The following is an 18,132-nucleotide window of genomic DNA, read 5'->3' as shown; positions in this document are numbered from 1 at the left end:
GACCGGCCGAGCCCGTGTCACGACGGCCGGGTCAGGGCGCGGAAGCTTCCGGTGACGGTCGGCGCGTGTTCCGGGAGCCAGAGCACCGCGATGGCGCCGCCCGTCTCCTTCGCGCCCTCCGGTGCCGCGTTGCGGAAGGTCAGCCGGGCGCCGAGCACCCTGGCCTGCCCGGCCGCGATCGTCAGCCCCAGACCGTGCCCGACCCCCGCCCGGTCGCTGCTGCCCGTACGGAACCGGCTGGGCCCCTCCCGCAGCAGTGTGTCGGGGAAGCCGGGCCCGTGGTCGCGCACCCGCACCACCCGTCCCTCGACCGTGACCTCCACCGGGGCTCCGCCGTGCTTGGCCGCGTTCCCCAGCAGATTGCCGAGGATCCGCTCCAGGCGCCGCGGATCGGTGTTGACCCAGGACTCGTGCACGACCCGGACCACCGCCTCCGGCGCCATGATCGTCACCCGGCGGCTCACGAACTCGCCCAGCGCGATCTCCTGCAGCTCGGCCCGCTCGGACGCGCTGTCCAGCCTCGCCACCTCCAGTACGTCCTCGACCAGGGTGCGCAGCGCCTGGGCCCGGTTGCGTACCAGCTCCGTGGGACGGCCGGGCGGCAGCAGCTCCGCGGCCGTCAGCAGCCCGGTCACCGGCGTCCGCAGCTCGTGCGCGATATCGGCGGTGACCCGGCGCTCGGCCTCCACCCGCTCCTGGAGGGTGTCGGTCATCGCGTCGACGGCGCGCGCCAGCTCGTCGGTCTCGTCCCGTACGAAACCGCCGATGGCGGCCCGCACCCGGACGTCCGAGCCGCCCTGCGCGACCTTGGTCGCCGCCGCTGCCGCCTTGCGCAGCCGCCGCGACAGCTGGCCGCCGATCAGCACACCCAGCGCGCTGCCCCCGAGCACCACCGAGACCGAGCCGATGATCAGGGCCCGGTCGAGGTCCTGGAGTACGGAGGCGCTGCTGCCGTAACGGCTGTGCAGTGAGAGGACATCACCGTCCGAGAGCGGGGCCGCCGCCCAGACGTCGGGGATGCCGTTGGGGTGCTCGACGACCAGCGTGGAGATCCGGTTCTCGGCGGCCCGGCGGCGCAGCTCCCTGGGCAGGCCGGGGTCGTTGACCTTGGAGCCCATCTGCGGTTGCTGCTGCTGTTGCTTCTTCGACTCGAAGAGCCGCAGGGCGAACTGGAGCCGCACGACCTGGGTATCCCGTGCGTTGTCGAGCATGGAGACCCGGGCCGCGTTGTGGACGACGAGGCTGAGCGCGACAGCGATGAGCGCGCCGACACCCGCGATGGCGATGCTGATCTTCCACCGGACGCCGGTGCGCAGGGCGGGGTGCTTCATGTCGGCGTTCCTGTTCGGCGCGGGCCGGCCACCGGGCTTCCCGGGCCGGGGGTCCGGGGGTCGTCCCCCGGGGGATGCAGCCACCGGACGCCGGTGCGCAGGGCGGGGTGCTTCATGCCTTCAGCTTGTACCCGAAGCCGCGGACCGTTTCGATCCGGTCCTGCCCGATCTTCGTCCGCAGCCGCTGCACATGGACGTCCACCACTCTGGTGTCACCGCCCCAGCCGTAGTCCCAGACCCGCTCCAGGAGCTTGTCGCGGGAGAGCACCGTGCCGGGCGCCGAGGAGAATTCGAGCAGCAGCCGCATCTCGGTCGGGGTCAGTGCCACATGGGCGCCGCCCTTGCGCACCTCCATGCCCTCCGTGTCGACCTCGATGTCGCCGAAGGCCAGCACCCCGCGCTCGTCCGGCTCCGCGCCACTGTCCGTACCGGCGCCGCTCGCATGCCCGAACCGGCGGAGTACCGCGCGGATACGGGCCACGAGCACCGCACCGTCGAACGGCTTCGTCACATAGTCGTCGGCCCCGGCCTCCAGCCCGAGCACCACGTCGATCGAGTCGGCGCGCGCCGACAGCATGATCACGGGGACGGTCGACTGGTCACGGATCCGGCGACACAGGGAGACCCCGTCCAGCCCCGGCACCATGACATCGAGCAGGGCGATGTCCGGCTGGTTCGTCCGGAACGCATCGAGCCCGGAGAGCCCGTCGGGCATCGCGGTGACGCGGAAGCCGTCCCGCTCAAGGGCGAGCTGGGTCGCCTCGCGGATCACATCGTCGTCCTCGACGAAGAGGACATGGGTCTCGGCCATACCGCTGCTCTCTCAGTTGCCTGTGGGGCTGGTGGAGGACGGGTCAGGATCTCCGTCGGCGTCCCCGTCGCCCACCGCCCGGCTGAAGTCGGTGTGCACGGCGTCCGTCTGCGCGAACTTGTTGTTCGTCCAGTGGTACGTGATGACGTCCTCGCTCGACGCGTACGACATCGAGTCGCCCTTCGCGTACTGCTGCTTCGTCACGACGAGATCGCCCCGGTCGATCTCGGAGTAGACGGGCGCGGCCTCCGAGGCGAAGACGTTCTTGTACGCCCCGCCCTGCGCGCGGTAGACGTAGGTGGCGACCCCCACCGCGCTGCGGCAGGTCATCACGTTCACCACCACATCGGCGACGTCACCGCCGGTCAGCCGCGCGTACGAGACATCGACCGGGTAGTCGCTGCCCGAGCACGGCTTCAGGTCGCGCTTGACCGCCGAGCTGACCGTGGAGTCCTGCTTCAGCAGCTCCACCGCGTTCACCCGCTCGCCCGGCCGGGTGGCCGCCGCCGAACCCGGCGCCTTCGAGGGCGCGACCGCGGGCACCGAATGGGCCGCCCCCTCGTCGCGGGTCCCCGTACCGCCCGAGTCGCAGCCGGCCACGAACAGCCCGACCACGGCGAGCCCGGCCACCGCCGTGACGCCCGCCGCGAAGGTGCCCCTTCTTCTGGTTCTTCTGGTTCTTCCGGCACCCTTGCCCCGGCCGTCGTCCCCGGGGCCTTCCGGACCGTCCTCCGGGTCCTCTGTCAGGCCGCGCACCGCTCCCGCCCCATCTCTTGTTCCCCACGGATCAGCGCACGCGCGTCGATGTCCCGGCTCTCCAGCTCCTGCCGGAGCCGTGCGAGGGCCCGGTGCAGTGTGCTCTTCACCGTACCGGCAGACATACCGAGTGCGGCAGCCGTCTCCTCGGTGCTCATCTGCTCCCAGTGTCGCAGGACGACCACACTGCGCTGCTTGGGAGCGAGCACCTTCAGGATGTCCATCAGAAGGGCCCGGTCGGCGTGCTGCTCCGTGCCGTCCTCGACGCTCGCGTCGGGCAGCTGCTCGGTGGGGACCTCCTCCAGCCTGCGGGCACGCCACCACTCCGTACGAGTGTTGATCATGACGCGGCGGAGATAGGCGTCGGCCAGCGACTTGTCGGCGATGCCCTCCCAGCGGCGGTAGGTGCGCGCCAGTGCGGTCTGCAGCAGGTCCTGGGCGTCGACGGGGTCGGGCACCAGCCGGCGGGCGCTCCGCAGCAGGGCGTCCTGCCTGGTGCGTACGTACTCCTCGAATTCGAGCACCTCGCCGTGAGCCATAGCCAACCGCCTCCGTCGTTCCCCGTGTTCACGCTGTTCTGTGGTCTGTCCATGAAGCTACGGAGGCGTTGTCACGGAGCTGTGCGTACCAGCCGTCGGCAGACGCACGGCTGCCCATCGGTTGTGTAACGGAGATCAGGTTTAACCCGGGGGCAACTGGATAGAACCGTTCGGTTCAGATGAACGGCGGGCCGGTTCAGGCGGAGAAACCGGCCGGTTCGGGACTGGTTCAGGACCGGTTCGGACCGGTTAGGGCCGGTTCAGGTGAGCGGAAGCCGGTAGAGGCCGTCCGCCAGCGGCTCCACCAGTCCGTCGGCGACCAGCCCGTCGAGCGCGCGGGCCCGCTGGACGGGCTCGTGCCACACCCTGTCGAGCTGCGACTGCGGTACGGGTTCCGAGGCATCCCGCAACACCGCGAGGAGCTTGCCGCGCACCTGGCGGTCCGTACCGGCGTAGGTCTGTCCGCGCCGCGGCGCCCCGGTGTGCGCCGGTTTGCCGGCCAGCCGCCAGACACACTCGGCCGCGATGGGGCAGCGCCCGCACTCGGGGCTCTTGGCGGTGCAGACCAGCGCGCCCAGCTCCATGGAGGCCGCCGCCCAGCGGGCCGCCGTGGTCTCGTCGTCGGGGAGCAGCGCACGGGCCAGCCTGCGTTCGGCGGCCGTGGTGGCGTTCGGCGGGTACTCCACGCCGGTGACCGCGCGGGCGAAGACCCGCCGCACATTGGTGTCCAGGACCGCATGGCGCCTGCCGTACGCGAAGGAGGCGACGGCCGCGGCCGTGTACTCGCCGATACCGGGCAGCGAGATCAGCTGCCCGTGCTCGGACGGCACGTCGCCGCCGTGCCGCTCCGTGATGGCCCGTGCCGCTCCGTGCAGACGCAGGGCGCGGCGCGGATATCCGAGCCTGCCCCAGGCGCGTACGGCCTCGCCGGGGGGCTCGGCCGCCAGGTCGGCCGGGCGGGGCCAGCGGGCCAGCCACTGCTCGTACACCGGCAGCACGCGTACGACAGGGGTCTGCTGGAGCATGAACTCGCTGACCATGACACCCCACGCGCCGGCCTCGGGGCGGCGCCAGGGCAGATCGCGTGCGTTCGCGCCGAACCAGGTGAGGACGGCCGAGTGCAGCCCGGCGGCGGAGGCGGCGGATGCCGAAGTCCCGGCGGACTCAGCGGACTCAGCGGCCTCCGCAGATTCAGCGGCCCCGGCGGTCTCAGCGGTCTGGGAGGTCTCAGCAGTCTGAGGGGTCTCAGCGGTCTCGGTGGTCTCAGTGGTTGCAGTCATGGCACACCAATCCTCTCAGCTCGGGGCACCCGGCCCCATGAACCGGGCCGCCACGCTGATGTCGCTCGACCGGGCCGTCTCCACCAGCGACCGTACGGGCCTGGTCAGCCACTCGGACGCGAGCAGTGCGATGAGGGCACCCAGGATCAGCCCGACGATCACGTCATGCGGATAGTGCACACCGACGAAGACCCGCGAGAACGCCATCAGCAACGCCACCGGCACGGTCAGCCAGACCAGCCGCACCATGGCCAGCGAGAGACCGACCGCCGCGGCCGCCGCGATGATCGAGTGGTTGCTGGGGAAGGACCAGTCGCCCTGCGCCGGGCAGTCGATGAGCGGTTTCATCGCCCCGGCGACGGCCCGGCACGGGCGGTCCTCGTGGATCACCGTCTTCAGCACCTCACTGAGGACGTACGCGATCGCGGTGCCCAGCGGGGCGAGCAGCGCCAGCGTCATCGCCTGTGCCGACGCCGTACGCGCCCGCCACCACACGACGACGAACAGTACGGCGAAGAGCAGCAGTCCGCCCTCGGTCCACAGCTCCATGAGCTGCTGCACCCAGGAGGGCGTGGAGTGGGCGAATTCGAGGATGTTTCGGTAGAGCTCGGAAGAACTGTCCATGGTGACGGACAGTATGAATCATCCAGGAGCAGTGACCGCGAGCGATCTTGGCGGCTCCAGGCGGCATGTGACGGGGGCACCCGGCGCGGTCTGCGGAATGATGATCCGTAAAAGTTGTACGGACGGCGGCGGGTGGGGCCTGAGTTGGGTCTGATCTCTCGTACAGTTTGCGCCGTGGGATCTATGCGCAATCCGGTCGGGCCGCTTCCCTCCTCCATCTACTGGCGACGGAGGGCAGTAGCGGCGACTCTGGTTGCGCTGCTCGCCCTGCTCGTCGTGTGGATGCTCACATCGGGCGGCGGCGGAAAGCACGGCAGTCCGGGCGCTAAGGGGGCGGGCCCCGCGCCCTCGATCACCCCGGGCCCGTCCGGTACGGGTCCCGCGATCAGCCAAGCGCCGGGCGGCAGCGGTGGTTCGGGCGGCTCCGGCGGCTCGGGTTCGTCATCCGGATCGGACGGCGGCTCGGGATCGGGCTCCGGTTCCGGCGAGTCCGACGACGGGAGCGGCGGGTCCGGCGGTACGGGCCCGGGCGGCGGCGACGGTGCCAACGGATCGGGCGGCGGCGGCGGTTCGGACGCGAGTACCGGAGGAACCAGCGAAGGGGCGCGGGTCCCCGCGGGCTCCAGCCTCCCCGACTGCACTGCGGGAGCGGTCAAGTTGACGCTGCACAACCCCAAGAACAGCTACCCGCCGGGCGAGAAGCTGAAGTTCGACCTGATCGCCAAGAACACCTCGGGGACGGCCTGCAAGGTCAACTTCGGTCCCAAGGCCACTGTGTTCACCATCACATCGACCACGGACGATCATGTCGTCTGGTCGTCCAAGGACTGCCCGAAGGACGGAGCGTCCCTGCTCATCCAGGTCCCGGCCAACAGCACCATCAAGCACACCGTGGAGTGGGACCGCAAGAAGTCGGCCCCGAAGTGCACGAAGCCCGGTCCGCAGACGGCGGGAGCCGGCACATACCTGGTCGAGGCGAAGGCCCCGGGGATGCCGCTGAAGCGGACATCGGTGGTCCTGGCGAAGGACTGAGCGCAGACGGGGCTGAACCCAGGAGGGGCTGCACCGGTCGGCGGAACCAGCCCGTCCGGACACCCTCAACCCCGTCCGGGCACCCTCAACCCCGTCCGGGCACCCTCAACCCCGTCCGGACACCCTCACCCCCTCCGGGCATCATCCTCAAGCCCGTCCGGGCTTCCTCAAGCCCCTCCTGGGGGCACCTCTCAGCGTCAGCTGGGGGAGATTGAGGAGCGGGGTCCGGGGCGGAGCCCCGAAAGCCCTGGACGTGCGGCCTCTGGACGTACCGTCAGCCCCTAGACGTACCGCTCCAGGATCGAGGACTCCGCAAGCCGCGAAAGCCCCTCCCGGACGCTCCGCGCCCGCGCCTCCCCGACCCCGTCCACCGTCTGCAGATCGTCCACGCTCGCGGCGAGCAGCTTCTGCAGCCCGCCGAAGTGCTCGACCAGCCGCTCGATGATCGCCCCGGGCAGCCTCGGCACCTTGGCCAGCAGCCGGTAACCGCGCGGCGACACCGCCGAGTCGAGCGTCTCCGGAGAGCCGCTGTACCCCAGCGCCCTTGCCACCACCGGCAGTTCGAGCAGCTCCGTGTGGCTGAGCGTGTTCAGGTCGACCAGCGCGTCGGCGACCGTACGCGAACGCTGTGGGCCCTTCCCCGAGACGGCCCTGGGAGAGGTCGGCTCGGGCACGTAGTCCCTGACCACCAGCTCCCGCTCCGGCTCGACCCCCGCGATCAGCTCGTCCAGCTGCAAGGAGAGCAGCCGGCCGTCGGTGCCCAGCTCCACCACGTACTCGGCGATCTCGGTGGCGATCCGCCGGACCATCTCCAGGCGCTGCGCGACCGCCGTCACGTCCCGCACCGTCACCAGGTCCTCGATCTCCAGCGCGGAGAGCGTGCCGGCGACCTCGTCGAGGCGGAGCTTGTACCGCTCCAGCGTGGCCAGCGCCTGGTTGGCGCGGGAGAGGATCGCCGCCGACTCCTCCAGGACCCGGCGCTCGCCGTCCACGTACAGCGCGATCAGATGCATCGACTGCGATACGGAGACGACCGGGAAGCCGCACTGCTTGGAGACCCGGTCGGCCGTGCGGTGGCGGGTGCCGGTCTCCTCGGTGGGGATCGACGCGTCGGGCACGAGCTGGACGCCGGCCCGCAGGATCTTGGTCAGATCCTTGTCGAGGATCAGCGCGCCGTCGAGCTTGCACAGCTCCCGCAGCCGGGTCGCGGCGAACTCCACGTCCATGACGAAACCGCCGGTGCACATGGCCTCGACGCTCTTGTCCATGCCCAGGACGATCAGACCGCCGGTGTTCCCGCGGAGGATGCGCTCCAGGCCGTCACGGAGCGCGGTACCGGGCGCGACAGCGCTCAGCGTGGCACGCATCAGCGCTTCATTGCCGGACGAGCTCCCGCCGGACCTCCCGGGTGCTGCTCGGTCATTGGCTGCCACTGCGCTCCTCCGGCTCGTACGGACAGGCGAGACCAGGGCAAAGTCTACCGGCGCGCTCACTCGTCCTGAGGAGCGCGGGCCCTCGGACGGCGCGGGAGGGCCCGCAGCGCGTCCCCCATGTCCGCCACCTCGATCACCTTCATCCCCGCGGGGACCTTCCCCGGATCGGTCGGTACGAGGGCGTGGGTGAAGCCGAGCCGGTGCGCCTCGGCGAGCCTGCGCTGCACACCGGTGACCCTTCTGACCTCGCCCGCGAGGCCCACTTCGCCGATCGCCACCAGGTTCTTCGGGAGCGGCACGTCCCCGGCGGCGGAGGCCAGGGCCAGGGCGACGGCCAGGTCGGCGGCCGGCTCGGTGAGCCTCACACCGCCGACCGTCGCCGTGTAGATGTCGCGCTTGCCGAGCGCGCTGATCCTGCCGCGCTGTTCGAGGACGGCGAGCATCATCGAGACCCGGGAGGTCTCAAGACCGGACGTGGTGCGCCGGGGCGAGGGGATCTGCGAGTCCACCGTGAGCGCCTGGACCTCGGCGACCAGCGGGCGCTTGCCCTCCAGGGTGACCGTCAGACAGGTCCCGGGCACCGGCTCGTCACGGCGCGTCAGGAACAGCCCGCTCGGGTCGGTGAGTCCGGTGATGCCCTCGTCGTGCAGCTCGAAACAGCCGACCTCGTCGGTCGCCCCGTATCTGTTCTTGACGCCGCGCACCAGCCGCAGCCGGGCGTGCCGGTCGCCCTCGAAGGAGAGCACGACGTCCACCAGGTGCTCCAGCAGACGGGGCCCGGCGATGGAGCCCTCCTTGGTGACATGCCCGACGAGCAGCGTGGACATCCCGCGCTCCTTGGAGGCGCGGATCAGCGCGCCCGCCACCTCGCGCACCTGGGCCATACCGCCGGGCGCGCCGTCCAGTTCGGACGAGGCCACCGTCTGTACGGAGTCCAGGACCAGCAGCGACGGCTTCACCGCGTCGAGATGGCCGAGCACAGCGGCGAGATCCGTCTCGGCGGCCAGATAGAGATGGTCGTGGATCGCGCGGATCCGGTCGGCGCGCAGTCTGACCTGGCTGGCGGACTCCTCGGCCGTCACATAGAGCGTGCGGTGGTCGGAGCCCGCCGCCTTCGCCGCGACATCGAGCAGCAGGGTGGACTTGCCGACGCCCGGCTCCCCGGCGAGCAGCACCACGGCGCCGGGCACCAGACCGCCGCCGAGCACCCGGTCCAGCTCGGCGACCCCGGTCGAACGCGCCGTCGCCGTCCTGCTGTCCACCTGCCCGATGGGGACGGCGGCGCTGCTGACCGGACCGGCCGCCGTCGTCCGCACGGCGGGCCCGCCGCCCTGCTCCTCGACCGTCCCCCACGTCTGGCACTCGGGGCAGCGGCCCAGCCACTTGGCCGTCGTGTACCCGCACTCGGTGCAGCGGTAGGACGGCCGTTCTCTGGTCTTCGCTCGGGTGGCCATGGCGCCACCGTAACCGGCCGCACCGACAGCGGACATACGGCTCCTGGGCAGCGGGCGGGCAGCAGGCGGACAGCGGACCGGTGGCCGGCGCGCGGCTGAGGCGAGGCCCGGTGATCCGTCATCGGAATCGGGGATTCCTGTCCCCTTTTGAGGGATACGTTCACCCGTAAGGATTAAATGCCCTCAAGAGGTGCTAGGAGGCAGCTATGAGCGGCCTACCGTCGGCCGGGTGACGAGCAGCAGGCTGGAGAATCCGACGCACACCACCGGCGCACACCGGGCGCACCGGCGAGCCCCCCGCCCGGCGGAACAGCGGCCGCCGGTCCGTTACGAGGCATATCTGGACGGTCTTTTCACCTACTGCCTCTCCGTCCTGTGCGACCACGCGGAGGCCACCGCCGTACTCGGCGAGGTGCTGGCCGTGGCGGAACGCCAGTTCAGCCGCTGCCCCTCGGGCGAACAGAGCCGCCGTGCCTGGCTCTACGCCCTCGCGCGCTGGGCCTGCCTGCGCAAACTCACCGAGCAGAAGCGGCTGCGGCCCGGTGCGCACGCCGGGCGCACGCCGGAGCCCGGGCCGGCGCCCGCCCCCGAGCAGCCCGGCGACGCCGAGGCCGCCGAGCGGCGGCGCCGCGATCTCGCCGCCCTCGCCTGGCCGGAGGCCGCCGGTACCACCCCCGAGCAGCGCGAGGCGCTGGAGCTCGCGGTGCGCCACGGCCTCGGCCCGCGTGAAGTCGCCGCCGTACTGGGCCTGGAGCACGCCGCGGCCCGTGAGCTGCTGGCCGCCGGAGCCTGCGAGGTCGAGCGGACCCGTGCGGCCCTCGCCGTCGTCGAGACCGGCAACTGCCCGAGCGTCGCCCGGCTCACCGGCGACCACCGGGTCCTGCTCTCCTCGGCGCTCCGCCGCGAACTCGTCCGGCACGTCGACGACTGCCCGCGCTGCCGCCGGGTCGCCGAGCGGGCCGGAGCAGCGGGCCCCTGGCCCGGCTCCACCGTCACACCCGCCACCCCGGCGGCCCTGCCGCTGGTCGTGGCGGAACGATCCGCCGCGTACACCGCGATGCTGCACGCCCCACGCGGCCATGCCCCGCGCTTCGGCCGCAGCGGATTCCCGATGGACCCGAAGGACCGCGCGGCCCGCCGGGACCGGCTGCGTTCGCGCGCCGTGACGACCACCGTCGTCGCGACCGTCGTGGCCGCTCCGGTGCTCGCGCTGTGGGTGGCGTACCGGCATGCGCCCTCCACCGGGGAGGGACACGGCGGCTCGGTGACGTCGAGTGAGGCAGAAGGGAAGGGCGACAACAGCGCGAGCCCGTACGACCACTACGAGAACGCGGGCAACGCCCGCAGCCAGCACACCCCCTTCGCCGACGACAGCAGCTCGCCGGACGTCTCCGTCGAGGTCATCAGCCCGGACGCGGCCCACGGGAAGACGGCAGGCGGTGCGGTGGCCGCCGGCGGCCTCACCGTCACGGCCCGCTCCTCCGGCGGCCGCACCTCGATCACCCTGACCAACGGCGGAGACCGCCCGCTCTCCTGGTCGGCCACCAGAAGCGCGCCCTGGCTCTACCTCAGCAGCTCGTCGGGTGTCCTGTCGCCGGGCGGCTCGACCACGGTCCGGGTGTACGTCGACCACCGAGGCGAACCGTCAGGCGCCTGGTCGGCCCGGATCGCCTTCGACCCGTCGGGCGCCGTCGTCTCGATGCGCGGGTACGGGTGGAGCGACGGCGGCCAGGGGCACGGCCACGGACACGGCCATGGGCACGGTCATCACGGCCACGGCAGCCCGACCCCGTCGAACGGTCCGACGACAGGCCCGGCTCCTACGGGCCGCCCGACACCCACTCCGACCGGTTCGGACCCGACACCCAGCCCGACGCCGACCGAGTCGGACTCCCCGACGACACCACCGCCGTCGTCCCCTGACACGCCCTCGCCGTCGTGACGGAGCAGCGCCAACCGGCAAGCCCCGCCCACAGGGCCGGGCTGGTCGCTCCCGCAGGGCCGGCCAAGGCGTAACAGACAAGGCGTACTGGACGGGCCGTCCACGGCAAGCCGTAAGAGGCCGGTCCCGCCCTACCGCGGGTCGGCCGGGTGCGGAGCCATCGGCAGCAGCGCGGCGACCCGCTCCTCGCACAGCTCCACCAGCCGCTCGTAGGCCGGTGCGCCCATCAGCTCGATCAGCTCCGGCCGGTACGTCACATAGACCGGGTCGCCCGCGCCGTGCGCGGACGTCGCCGACGTGCACCACCAGTGCAGATCGTGGCCCCCGGGACCCCAGCCGCGCCGGTCGTACTCGCCGATGGAGATCTGGAGCACCCGCGACTCGTCCGGCCGGTCGATCCACTCGTACGTCCTGCGGACCGGCAGCTGCCAGCAGACGTCCGGCTTCGTCTCCAGCGGCTCCTTGCCCTCGCGCAGCGCCAGGATGTGCAGCGAGCACCCCGCGCCGCCCGCGAACCCGGGCCGGTTCTGGAAGATGCAGGAACCCTTCCAGCGGCGGGTCTGGCGCTCGCCGTCCTCGTCGAGCTGCACCCAGCCCGAGTCCGTACCCACGTCGTGGAACTGCCAGAGCTCCGGCGTCAGCCGCGCCACATGGCCGGCCACCCGCTCCTCGTCCTCCTCGTCCGAGAAGTGCGCGCCCAGCGTGCAGCAGCCGTCGTCGGCGCGGCCGGCCTCGATGCCCTGGCAACCGCTGCCGAAGATGCAGGTCCACCGTGAGGTGAGCCAGGTCAGGTCGCAGCGGAAGACCTGTTCGTCGTCGGCCGGGTCCGGGAACTCGACCCAGGCGCGGGCGAAATCCAGGCCCTGCTCGTCACTCTTCGGCTTCGGCTGCCCGGCGATTTTGCCCGGCTTCGCCTTTTTCGTCTTCGGCACATCACCCAGCGTACGGGGACACCGCGCCCATCGGCCCGAACGGCCACCCGCTCGGCCCGACGGGATACCCACGTGGCCCGCAGGGATACCCACATGGCCCGAAGGGACACCCGCTCGCGCCTGCCCAGTAGCGTTCCGCCCATGAGACTCGGAGTCCTCGACGTCGGTTCGAACACCGTTCACCTGCTGGTGGTCGACGCCCACCCCGGCGCCCGCCCGCTGCCCGCGCACTCGCACAAGGTGGGGCTGCGCCTGGCCGAACTGCTCGACGGCGAGGGCGCGATCGGGCCCGACGGCGTGGACCGGCTGGTCGCCACCGTCGGTGACGCCCTCCAGGCCGCCGAGGACAAGGGCGCCGAGAGCGTCCTGTCGTTCGCCACGTCGGCGGTGCGCGAGGCCGCCAACGCCGACCATGTCCTCACCCGGGTGCGCGACGAGACCGGTGTCGACCTCCAGGTCCTCACCGGCGCCGACGAGGCCCGGCTCACCTTCCTCGCGGCCCGCCGCTGGTGCGGCTGGTCCGCGGGGCGGCTCCTGCTGCTCGACATCGGCGGCGGCTCACTGGAGATCGCGTACGGCATCGACGAGGACCCCGACGCGGCCGTGTCGCTGCCGCTGGGCGCCGGCCGGCTGACCCAGTCCTGGCTGCCGGGCGATCCGCCGGACCCGCGGGACGTCAGGGCGCTGCGCCGCCATGTCCGCGCGGAGATCGCCAGAACCGTGGGGGAGTTCACCCGCTTCGGCAGGCCGGACCGGGTGGTCGCGACCTCCAAGACCTTCAAGCAGCTGTCGCGCATCGCGGGCGCCGCACGCTCCGCCGACGGCCCTTACGTACCGCGTGGCCTGAGCCGTAAGTCGCTTGAGGAGTGGGTCCCCAGGCTCGCCGCGATGACCTCGGCCGAGCGCGCCCGGCTGCCCGGGGTCTCCGCGGACCGCGCCTCCCAGCTGCTCGCGGGCGCGCTGGTCGCGGAGGGCGCGATGGACCTGCTCGGCGCCGAGGAGCTGGAGATCTGCCCCTGGGCGTTGCGCGAGGGGGTCATCCTGCGCCGCCTCGACCATCTGCCGGTCCGATAGGCCGTCGCCCGGCTCCGGTCGGGCCCTCGCCCCGCTCTGGTCAGGCCCCGGTCAGGCCCCCGCCCGGCCCCGGTCAGCAGGCCCCGTCAGGTCTGGTCCGCTCCGCTGGGCCCCGGCCGTGACCCCGGTCCCGGTCCCGATCCCGGTTCCGGCCCGGATCCCGCACGGGCGACCGCGGACCCGGCCCGTACGCTGTCTTGCGTGGCAGAACCAGTGCGCATCCCGGATGCGAAGGTCGCGCTGTCCACGGCCTCCGTGTATCCGGAGTCGACGGCGACGGCCTTCGAGATCGCCGCGCGCCTCGGCTACGACGGTGTCGAGGTCATGGTGTGGACGGACCCCGTCAGCCAGGACGTCGAGGCCCTGCGCAGACTCTCCGACCACTACCGCATGCCGGTCCTCGCCGTACACGCGCCATGTCTGCTGATCACCCAGCGGGTCTGGTCGACCGACCCCTGGACCAAACTCCAGCGCGCCAGGTCCGCCGCCGAACGGCTCGGCGCCTCCACGGTCGTCGTCCATCCGCCCTTCCGCTGGCAGCGCAATTACGCACGTGAATTCGTGGACGGCATCTGGCGGATGGCCGACGAGACCGATGTGCGCTTCGCCGTGGAGAACATGTACCCGTGGCGCTACCGGGACCGCGAGATGCTCGCGTACGCCCCCGACTGGGACGTCACCCACGACGACTACCGCCACTTCACGGCCGACCTCTCGCACACCGCCACCGCCCGCACCGACGCCATGGCGATGATCGGCCGGATGGGAAAGCGGCTGGCCCATGTGCACCTGGCGGACGGCCGCGGCTCCGGCAAGGACGAGCACCTGGTGCCGGGCCGTGGTACGCAGCCCTGCGCCGAGCTGCTGGAGGGGCTCGCGGGCAGCGGCTTCGACGGCCATGTCGTCATCGAGGTCAACACCCGCCGCGCGATGTCCACCGCGGAGCGCGAGGCGGACCTGGCGGAGGCCCTCGCCTTCACCCGCCTCCATCTGGCCACCCGGACGCGCCACCCCTGACCGGCCCGTCACGGATCCGGCCACCCCTGACCGGCCCGCGACAGGAGCCGGCCACCGCACGACCGGACCCGCGATGCTGCGGCCCCCGATCCCGTCATCCGGACGACGTGTCCGGATCTTGGAGGGCAGGCGTACGCTCGACGGCAGTCACATCTGTCTAAGGAGCGAGCCACGATGCCCGAGCTGAGGTCCCGCACAGTCACCCACGGCCGCAATATGGCGGGCGCCCGTGCCCTCATGCGAGCCTCGGGGGTAGCGAGCGCGGACATCGGTAAGCCGATCATCGCGGTGGCGAACTCGTTCACGGAGTTCGTGCCGGGCCACACCCACCTCCAGCCGGTCGGCCGGATCGTCTCCGAGGCGATCAAGGCGGCGGGCGCGGTGCCGCGCGAGTTCAACACGATCGCGGTCGACGACGGTATCGCGATGGGTCATGGCGGGATGCTCTACAGCCTCCCCTCGCGTGACCTGATCGCGGACAGTGTCGAGTACATGGTCGAGGCGCACTGCGCGGACGCCCTGATCTGCATCTCGAACTGCGACAAGATCACTCCGGGCATGCTGAACGCGGCGATGCGTCTCAACATCCCGACGGTCTTCGTCTCCGGCGGTCCGATGGAGGCCGGCCGGGCGACGCTGGTCGACGGTACGGTCCGCAAGCTGGACCTGATCAACGCGATCAGCGACGCGGTGAACGAGGACGTCTCGGACGAGGACATCCTGCGGATCGAGGAGAACGCCTGCCCGACCTGCGGCAGCTGTTCGGGCATGTTCACGGCCAACTCGATGAACTGCCTGACCGAGGCGCTCGGCCTGGCGCTGCCGGGCAACGGCTCGGTGCTGGCCACGCACACGGCCCGCAAGGCGCTGTACGAGAACGCGGGCCGTACGGTCGTGGAGATCGCGAAGCGCTACTACGAGCAGGACGACGAGACCGTACTGCCGCGCTCCATCGGCACCCGTGCCGCCTTCGACAACGCGATGGCGCTCGACATCTCGATGGGCGGCTCGACCAACACGATCCTGCATCTGCTGGCGGCCGCGCAGGAGGCCGAACTGCCCTACGGACTCGCCGAGATGGACGAGGTCTCGCGCCGGGTCCCGTGCCTGTCCAAGGTCGCGCCGAATGTCGCCCCCGGTGGTACGTACTACATGGAGGACGTGCACCGGGCCGGCGGTATCCCCGCGATCCTGGGGGAGCTGTACCGGGGCGGGATGCTCAACGAGGACGTCCACTCGGTCCACTCGCCGTCGCTGGCGGACTGGCTGAAGACCTGGGACGTGCGCGGTGGTTCACCCTCGGCCGAGGCAGTCGAGCTGTGGCACGCGGCCCCCGGCTGTGTCCGCTCCGCAGAGGCGTTCTCACAGTCCGAGCGGTGGGAGAGCCTGGACACCGACGCGGCGGGCGGCTGCATCCGCGACGCGGAGCACGCGTACTCCAAGGACGGCGGTCTCGCGGTCCTCAAGGGCAATCTGGCGGTCGACGGCTGTGTCGTGAAGACGGCGGGTGTCGATGAGTCGATCTGGAACTTCGAGGGCCCGGCCGTGGTCTGCGAGTCCCAGGAGGAGGCCGTCGACAAGATCCTCCGCAAGGAGATCACCGCGGGCGATGTCGTCGTAATCCGCTACGAGGGCCCCAAGGGCGGCCCCGGCATGCAGGAGATGCTCTACCCGACGTCGTTCCTCAAGGGCCGTGGCCTCGGCAAGGTCTGCGCGCTGGTCACCGACGGGCGCTTCTCGGGCGGTACGTCGGGTCTGTCGATCGGCCACGCCTCGCCGGAGGCGGCCGCGGGCGGCACGATCGCGCTGGTCGAGGACGGCGACCGGATCCGTATCGCGATCCCGGACCGCTCGATCGAACTCCTGGTCTCCGATGAGGAGCTGGAGACACGCCGGGCCGCGCTGAAGGGTGTGTACGCCCCGAAGAACCGTGACCGCAAGGTCTCGCAGGCGCTGAAGGCGTACGCGGCGATGGCGACCAGCGCCGACCGCGGAGCCGTCCGCGACGTGACGAAGCTCGGCTGACCACCGCACCACCCGTCACGTCCGACCCTTCCGACCCGCACCACCCACCACTTCCGACCCGTCCGACCCACCACGTCCGACCGTCCGGCCCGGGCCCACACCACTCCCTCACGGTGTGTGTCCGGGCCGTTGCGTTACGCTGCCCCCTTCCCTGTAATCCCCTGCAATGGCCACAATTGGGGGCACTTTGCGTCACTCCATCCAGAGGTTGGCCGTCATCGCGGCAGCCGTCGGCGCCTTCGCGGCGACCGGCCTCCTCCCGGCGACCGCGGCACCGGCACCCGCTGCGGCACCGGCACCCGCCGCGGCCCCGGCACCGGCACATGCCGTGACCGCGGCACCCGCTCCGGCCCAGGCAGCGACACCCGCGAGCATCTGCGGATCCGGCTACCGGCAGACCGACTCCCACACCTTCACCAACGGGCGGGTCGAATTCGCCCGCGTCCATCTCCTCTACAACGCGAGAACCGGCTACAACTGCGTCGTAACCGACCACAGCCGCGCCACCGCCCGTATGTCCCTGCCGACCGGGGCGTGGATCGACGTCCGGGGCGACGGCCGGGGCCGGGCCGAGGACCAGGGCCGGTACTCCTCGTACGCGGGCCCGGTACGGTTCAGGGCTGCCCACACCTGCGTGCGATGGGGCGGCACGATCGAGGCCGGCGTCGGTACGTACACGTACACCAGCCCATGGGCCCACTGCGGCTGAACCGCAGACGCCGTCACCCGGGCCCGCAGCAGGCCCGCAGTACCCGACCACGCCCTCGACCGCCCCGGAGCCTCCGCGAAACCCGGTCGACGGACCACGGCGACCACTGCTACCTTCGCGGAGGCCGTGCAAGAGAACGAGGAGGTGGTACCCGTGAACGAATTCACATGGGTGCTCTCCTCCGGGTCACGGTAGGGCGACAGGTCGTCCGGGAGCGCTGTTTTCCGAGCTCTCCCGAAAGGCACGACCATGCATGTCACTTCTGAACAGCGCCTCGACGACGGCGTCATCGAGCGTGTATTCACCCTCGGCGAGATCCCCGGCATCCTGTGGACGCCCGCGTCCGCATCCGAAACCGCACCGGTGCCGCTGATCCTGCTCGGCCACCCCACACTCGGACTGCACAGGATGTACCCGCGACTGGCGGCGCGGGCCCGGCGCGCCGCGGCGGACGGCTTCGCCGCGGCCACCATCGAGCTCCCCGGGAGCGGCGACCGGCCCCGTTGGGCCGCCGCCGAGCAGGCCCGCGCCGCACTGCGCCGGGCGCGGGAGGCAGGCGAGCCGGTCGGCGACGAGATCGTCGACGCCCTCGTCCTCCCGCTGGTCGACAAGGCGGTCCCGGAATGGCAGGCCGCCCTGGACGCACTCCTGGCGCTGCCCGGGATCGGCGGCCCGGTCGGGTACTCGGGCGGAGTGATCTCCATCGGCATCCGGCTCGCCGTGGTCGAGCCACGCATCGTGGCCGCCGGCCTCTTCGCGGGGAGTCTCGTGCCACGCGCCATGTTCGACGAGGCCCGGCGGGTCACCATTCCCCTGCATGTCCTTCTGCAGTGGGACGACGAAGGGAACGACCGGCAGACGGCCCTGGACCTGTTCGACGCCTTCGGCTCCCGGGAGAAGTCCCTGCACGCCCACCTGGGCGGGCATACCGGCGTGCCGCGGTTCGCCGGAGAGGCCGCAGCCCAGTTCTTCACCCGGCATCTGCGCTAGCCACCTAGCCACCCAGCCACGGATCAGCCCCGCCGGCGGACACCGCCGCCGGACCCCAGCGGCCGTCCGCCGCACGGCGGCGGGGGATAATCGGGCCGTGAGCGACAACGGCGAGCACGGCAACGGCGAGCACCGCGACAACGGCGACGGCACCGCGAGGACCGCCGCTCCGGCCGACAGAGC

Annotated in this window: 16 protein-coding genes; 7 read left to right on the top strand and 9 right to left on the bottom strand. The window is 71.7% G+C overall.

The genetic code is table 11. The features are described 5' to 3' along the window. Positions 1–17: 17 nt before the first annotated feature. From cseC to ACWGKJ_RS08795, 6 genes are all read right to left on the bottom strand, one after another. On the bottom strand, positions 18–1,331 hold the full coding sequence (cseC, locus tag ACWGKJ_RS08820; RefSeq protein ID WP_385032075.1) for a two-component system sensor histidine kinase CseC: 1,314 nt from the start codon (positions 1,329–1,331) through the stop codon (positions 18–20). Positions 1,332–1,443: 112 nt separating this feature from the next. After that, positions 1,444–2,142 carry a two-component system response regulator CseB gene (gene cseB / locus ACWGKJ_RS08815; protein ID WP_385032078.1) on the bottom strand — a complete coding sequence of 233 codons (699 nt, stop codon included), beginning with the start codon at positions 2,140–2,142 and terminating at the stop codon, positions 1,444–1,446. A 12-nt stretch (positions 2,143–2,154) separates the two neighbouring features. Beyond that, complete coding sequence (locus ACWGKJ_RS08810) at positions 2,155–2,898, bottom strand: hypothetical protein (RefSeq protein ID WP_385032080.1); 744 nt, start codon at positions 2,896–2,898, stop codon at positions 2,155–2,157. Further along, positions 2,886–3,437: a SigE family RNA polymerase sigma factor gene (locus tag ACWGKJ_RS08805; RefSeq protein ID WP_266854649.1), complete on the bottom strand. Its 552-nt coding sequence runs from the start codon at positions 3,435–3,437 to the stop codon at positions 2,886–2,888. The genes ACWGKJ_RS08810 and ACWGKJ_RS08805 overlap by 13 nt, the downstream gene beginning before the upstream one ends. A gap of 260 nt (positions 3,438–3,697) precedes the next feature. Then, entirely contained in the window at positions 3,698–4,717 is a 1,020-nt protein-coding gene (locus ACWGKJ_RS08800) for an HhH-GPD family protein (RefSeq protein WP_385032084.1), read from the bottom strand. Between the two features lie 15 nt (positions 4,718–4,732). Further along, the gene (locus tag ACWGKJ_RS08795; RefSeq protein ID WP_385032087.1) at positions 4,733–5,341 is read right to left on the bottom strand and encodes a phosphatase PAP2 family protein; all 609 of its coding nucleotides are present in this window, start codon (positions 5,339–5,341) and stop codon (positions 4,733–4,735) included. A gap of 183 nt (positions 5,342–5,524) precedes the next feature. Between ACWGKJ_RS08795 and ACWGKJ_RS08790 the strand changes: the two genes are divergently transcribed. Next, complete coding sequence (locus ACWGKJ_RS08790) at positions 5,525–6,373, top strand: hypothetical protein (protein ID WP_385032113.1); 849 nt, start codon at positions 5,525–5,527, stop codon at positions 6,371–6,373. Positions 6,374–6,654: 281 nt separating this feature from the next. Here the strand turns inward: ACWGKJ_RS08790 and disA are convergent, their stop codons facing one another. Beyond that, a complete protein-coding gene (gene disA, locus ACWGKJ_RS08785; protein WP_385032090.1) occupies positions 6,655–7,806 on the bottom strand; it encodes a DNA integrity scanning diadenylate cyclase DisA in 1,152 nt (383 codons plus the stop codon). Positions 7,807–7,862: 56 nt separating this feature from the next. Beyond that, positions 7,863–9,260: a DNA repair protein RadA gene (radA, locus tag ACWGKJ_RS08780; protein WP_385032093.1), complete on the bottom strand. Its 1,398-nt coding sequence runs from the start codon at positions 9,258–9,260 to the stop codon at positions 7,863–7,865. Positions 9,261–9,489: 229 nt separating this feature from the next. Here radA and ACWGKJ_RS08775 point away from each other — a divergent pair, with 229 nt between their 5' ends. Beyond that, complete coding sequence (locus ACWGKJ_RS08775) at positions 9,490–11,202, top strand: BACON domain-containing protein (RefSeq protein WP_385032096.1); 1,713 nt, start codon at positions 9,490–9,492, stop codon at positions 11,200–11,202. A gap of 131 nt (positions 11,203–11,333) precedes the next feature. Here ACWGKJ_RS08775 and ACWGKJ_RS08770 read toward each other — a convergent pair whose 3' ends face one another. Beyond that, the gene (locus ACWGKJ_RS08770) at positions 11,334–12,134 is read right to left on the bottom strand and encodes a hypothetical protein (protein WP_385032099.1); all 801 of its coding nucleotides are present in this window, start codon (positions 12,132–12,134) and stop codon (positions 11,334–11,336) included. A 141-nt stretch (positions 12,135–12,275) separates the two neighbouring features. Between ACWGKJ_RS08770 and ACWGKJ_RS08765 the strand changes: the two genes are divergently transcribed. The 5 genes from ACWGKJ_RS08765 (at position 12,276) to ACWGKJ_RS08745 (ending at position 17,949) form a co-directional block, all read left to right on the top strand. Beyond that, entirely contained in the window at positions 12,276–13,208 is a 933-nt protein-coding gene (locus ACWGKJ_RS08765) for a Ppx/GppA phosphatase family protein (protein WP_385032102.1), read from the top strand. Positions 13,209–13,409: 201 nt separating this feature from the next. Further along, positions 13,410–14,225, top strand: coding sequence for a sugar phosphate isomerase/epimerase family protein (locus ACWGKJ_RS08760; RefSeq protein ID WP_385032104.1), 816 nt, complete (start codon positions 13,410–13,412; stop codon positions 14,223–14,225). Between the two features lie 174 nt (positions 14,226–14,399). Beyond that, positions 14,400–16,250 (top strand): dihydroxy-acid dehydratase, encoded by a 1,851-nt coding sequence (ilvD, locus tag ACWGKJ_RS08755; RefSeq protein ID WP_385032107.1) that lies wholly within the window; start codon positions 14,400–14,402, stop codon positions 16,248–16,250. 166 nt (positions 16,251–16,416) lie between these two features. Further along, on the top strand, positions 16,417–16,959 hold the full coding sequence (locus ACWGKJ_RS08750; protein WP_385032110.1) for a spore-associated protein A: 543 nt from the start codon (positions 16,417–16,419) through the stop codon (positions 16,957–16,959). 249 nt (positions 16,960–17,208) lie between these two features. Beyond that, the gene (locus ACWGKJ_RS08745) at positions 17,209–17,949 is read left to right on the top strand and encodes an alpha/beta hydrolase (RefSeq protein ID WP_453315695.1); all 741 of its coding nucleotides are present in this window, start codon (positions 17,209–17,211) and stop codon (positions 17,947–17,949) included. Positions 17,950–18,132 lie beyond the last annotated feature (183 nt).

The sequence above is a fragment of the Streptomyces sp. NPDC054757 genome (genome assembly GCF_053612185.1).
This window is presented reverse-complemented; position numbering and strand designations above follow the sequence as displayed.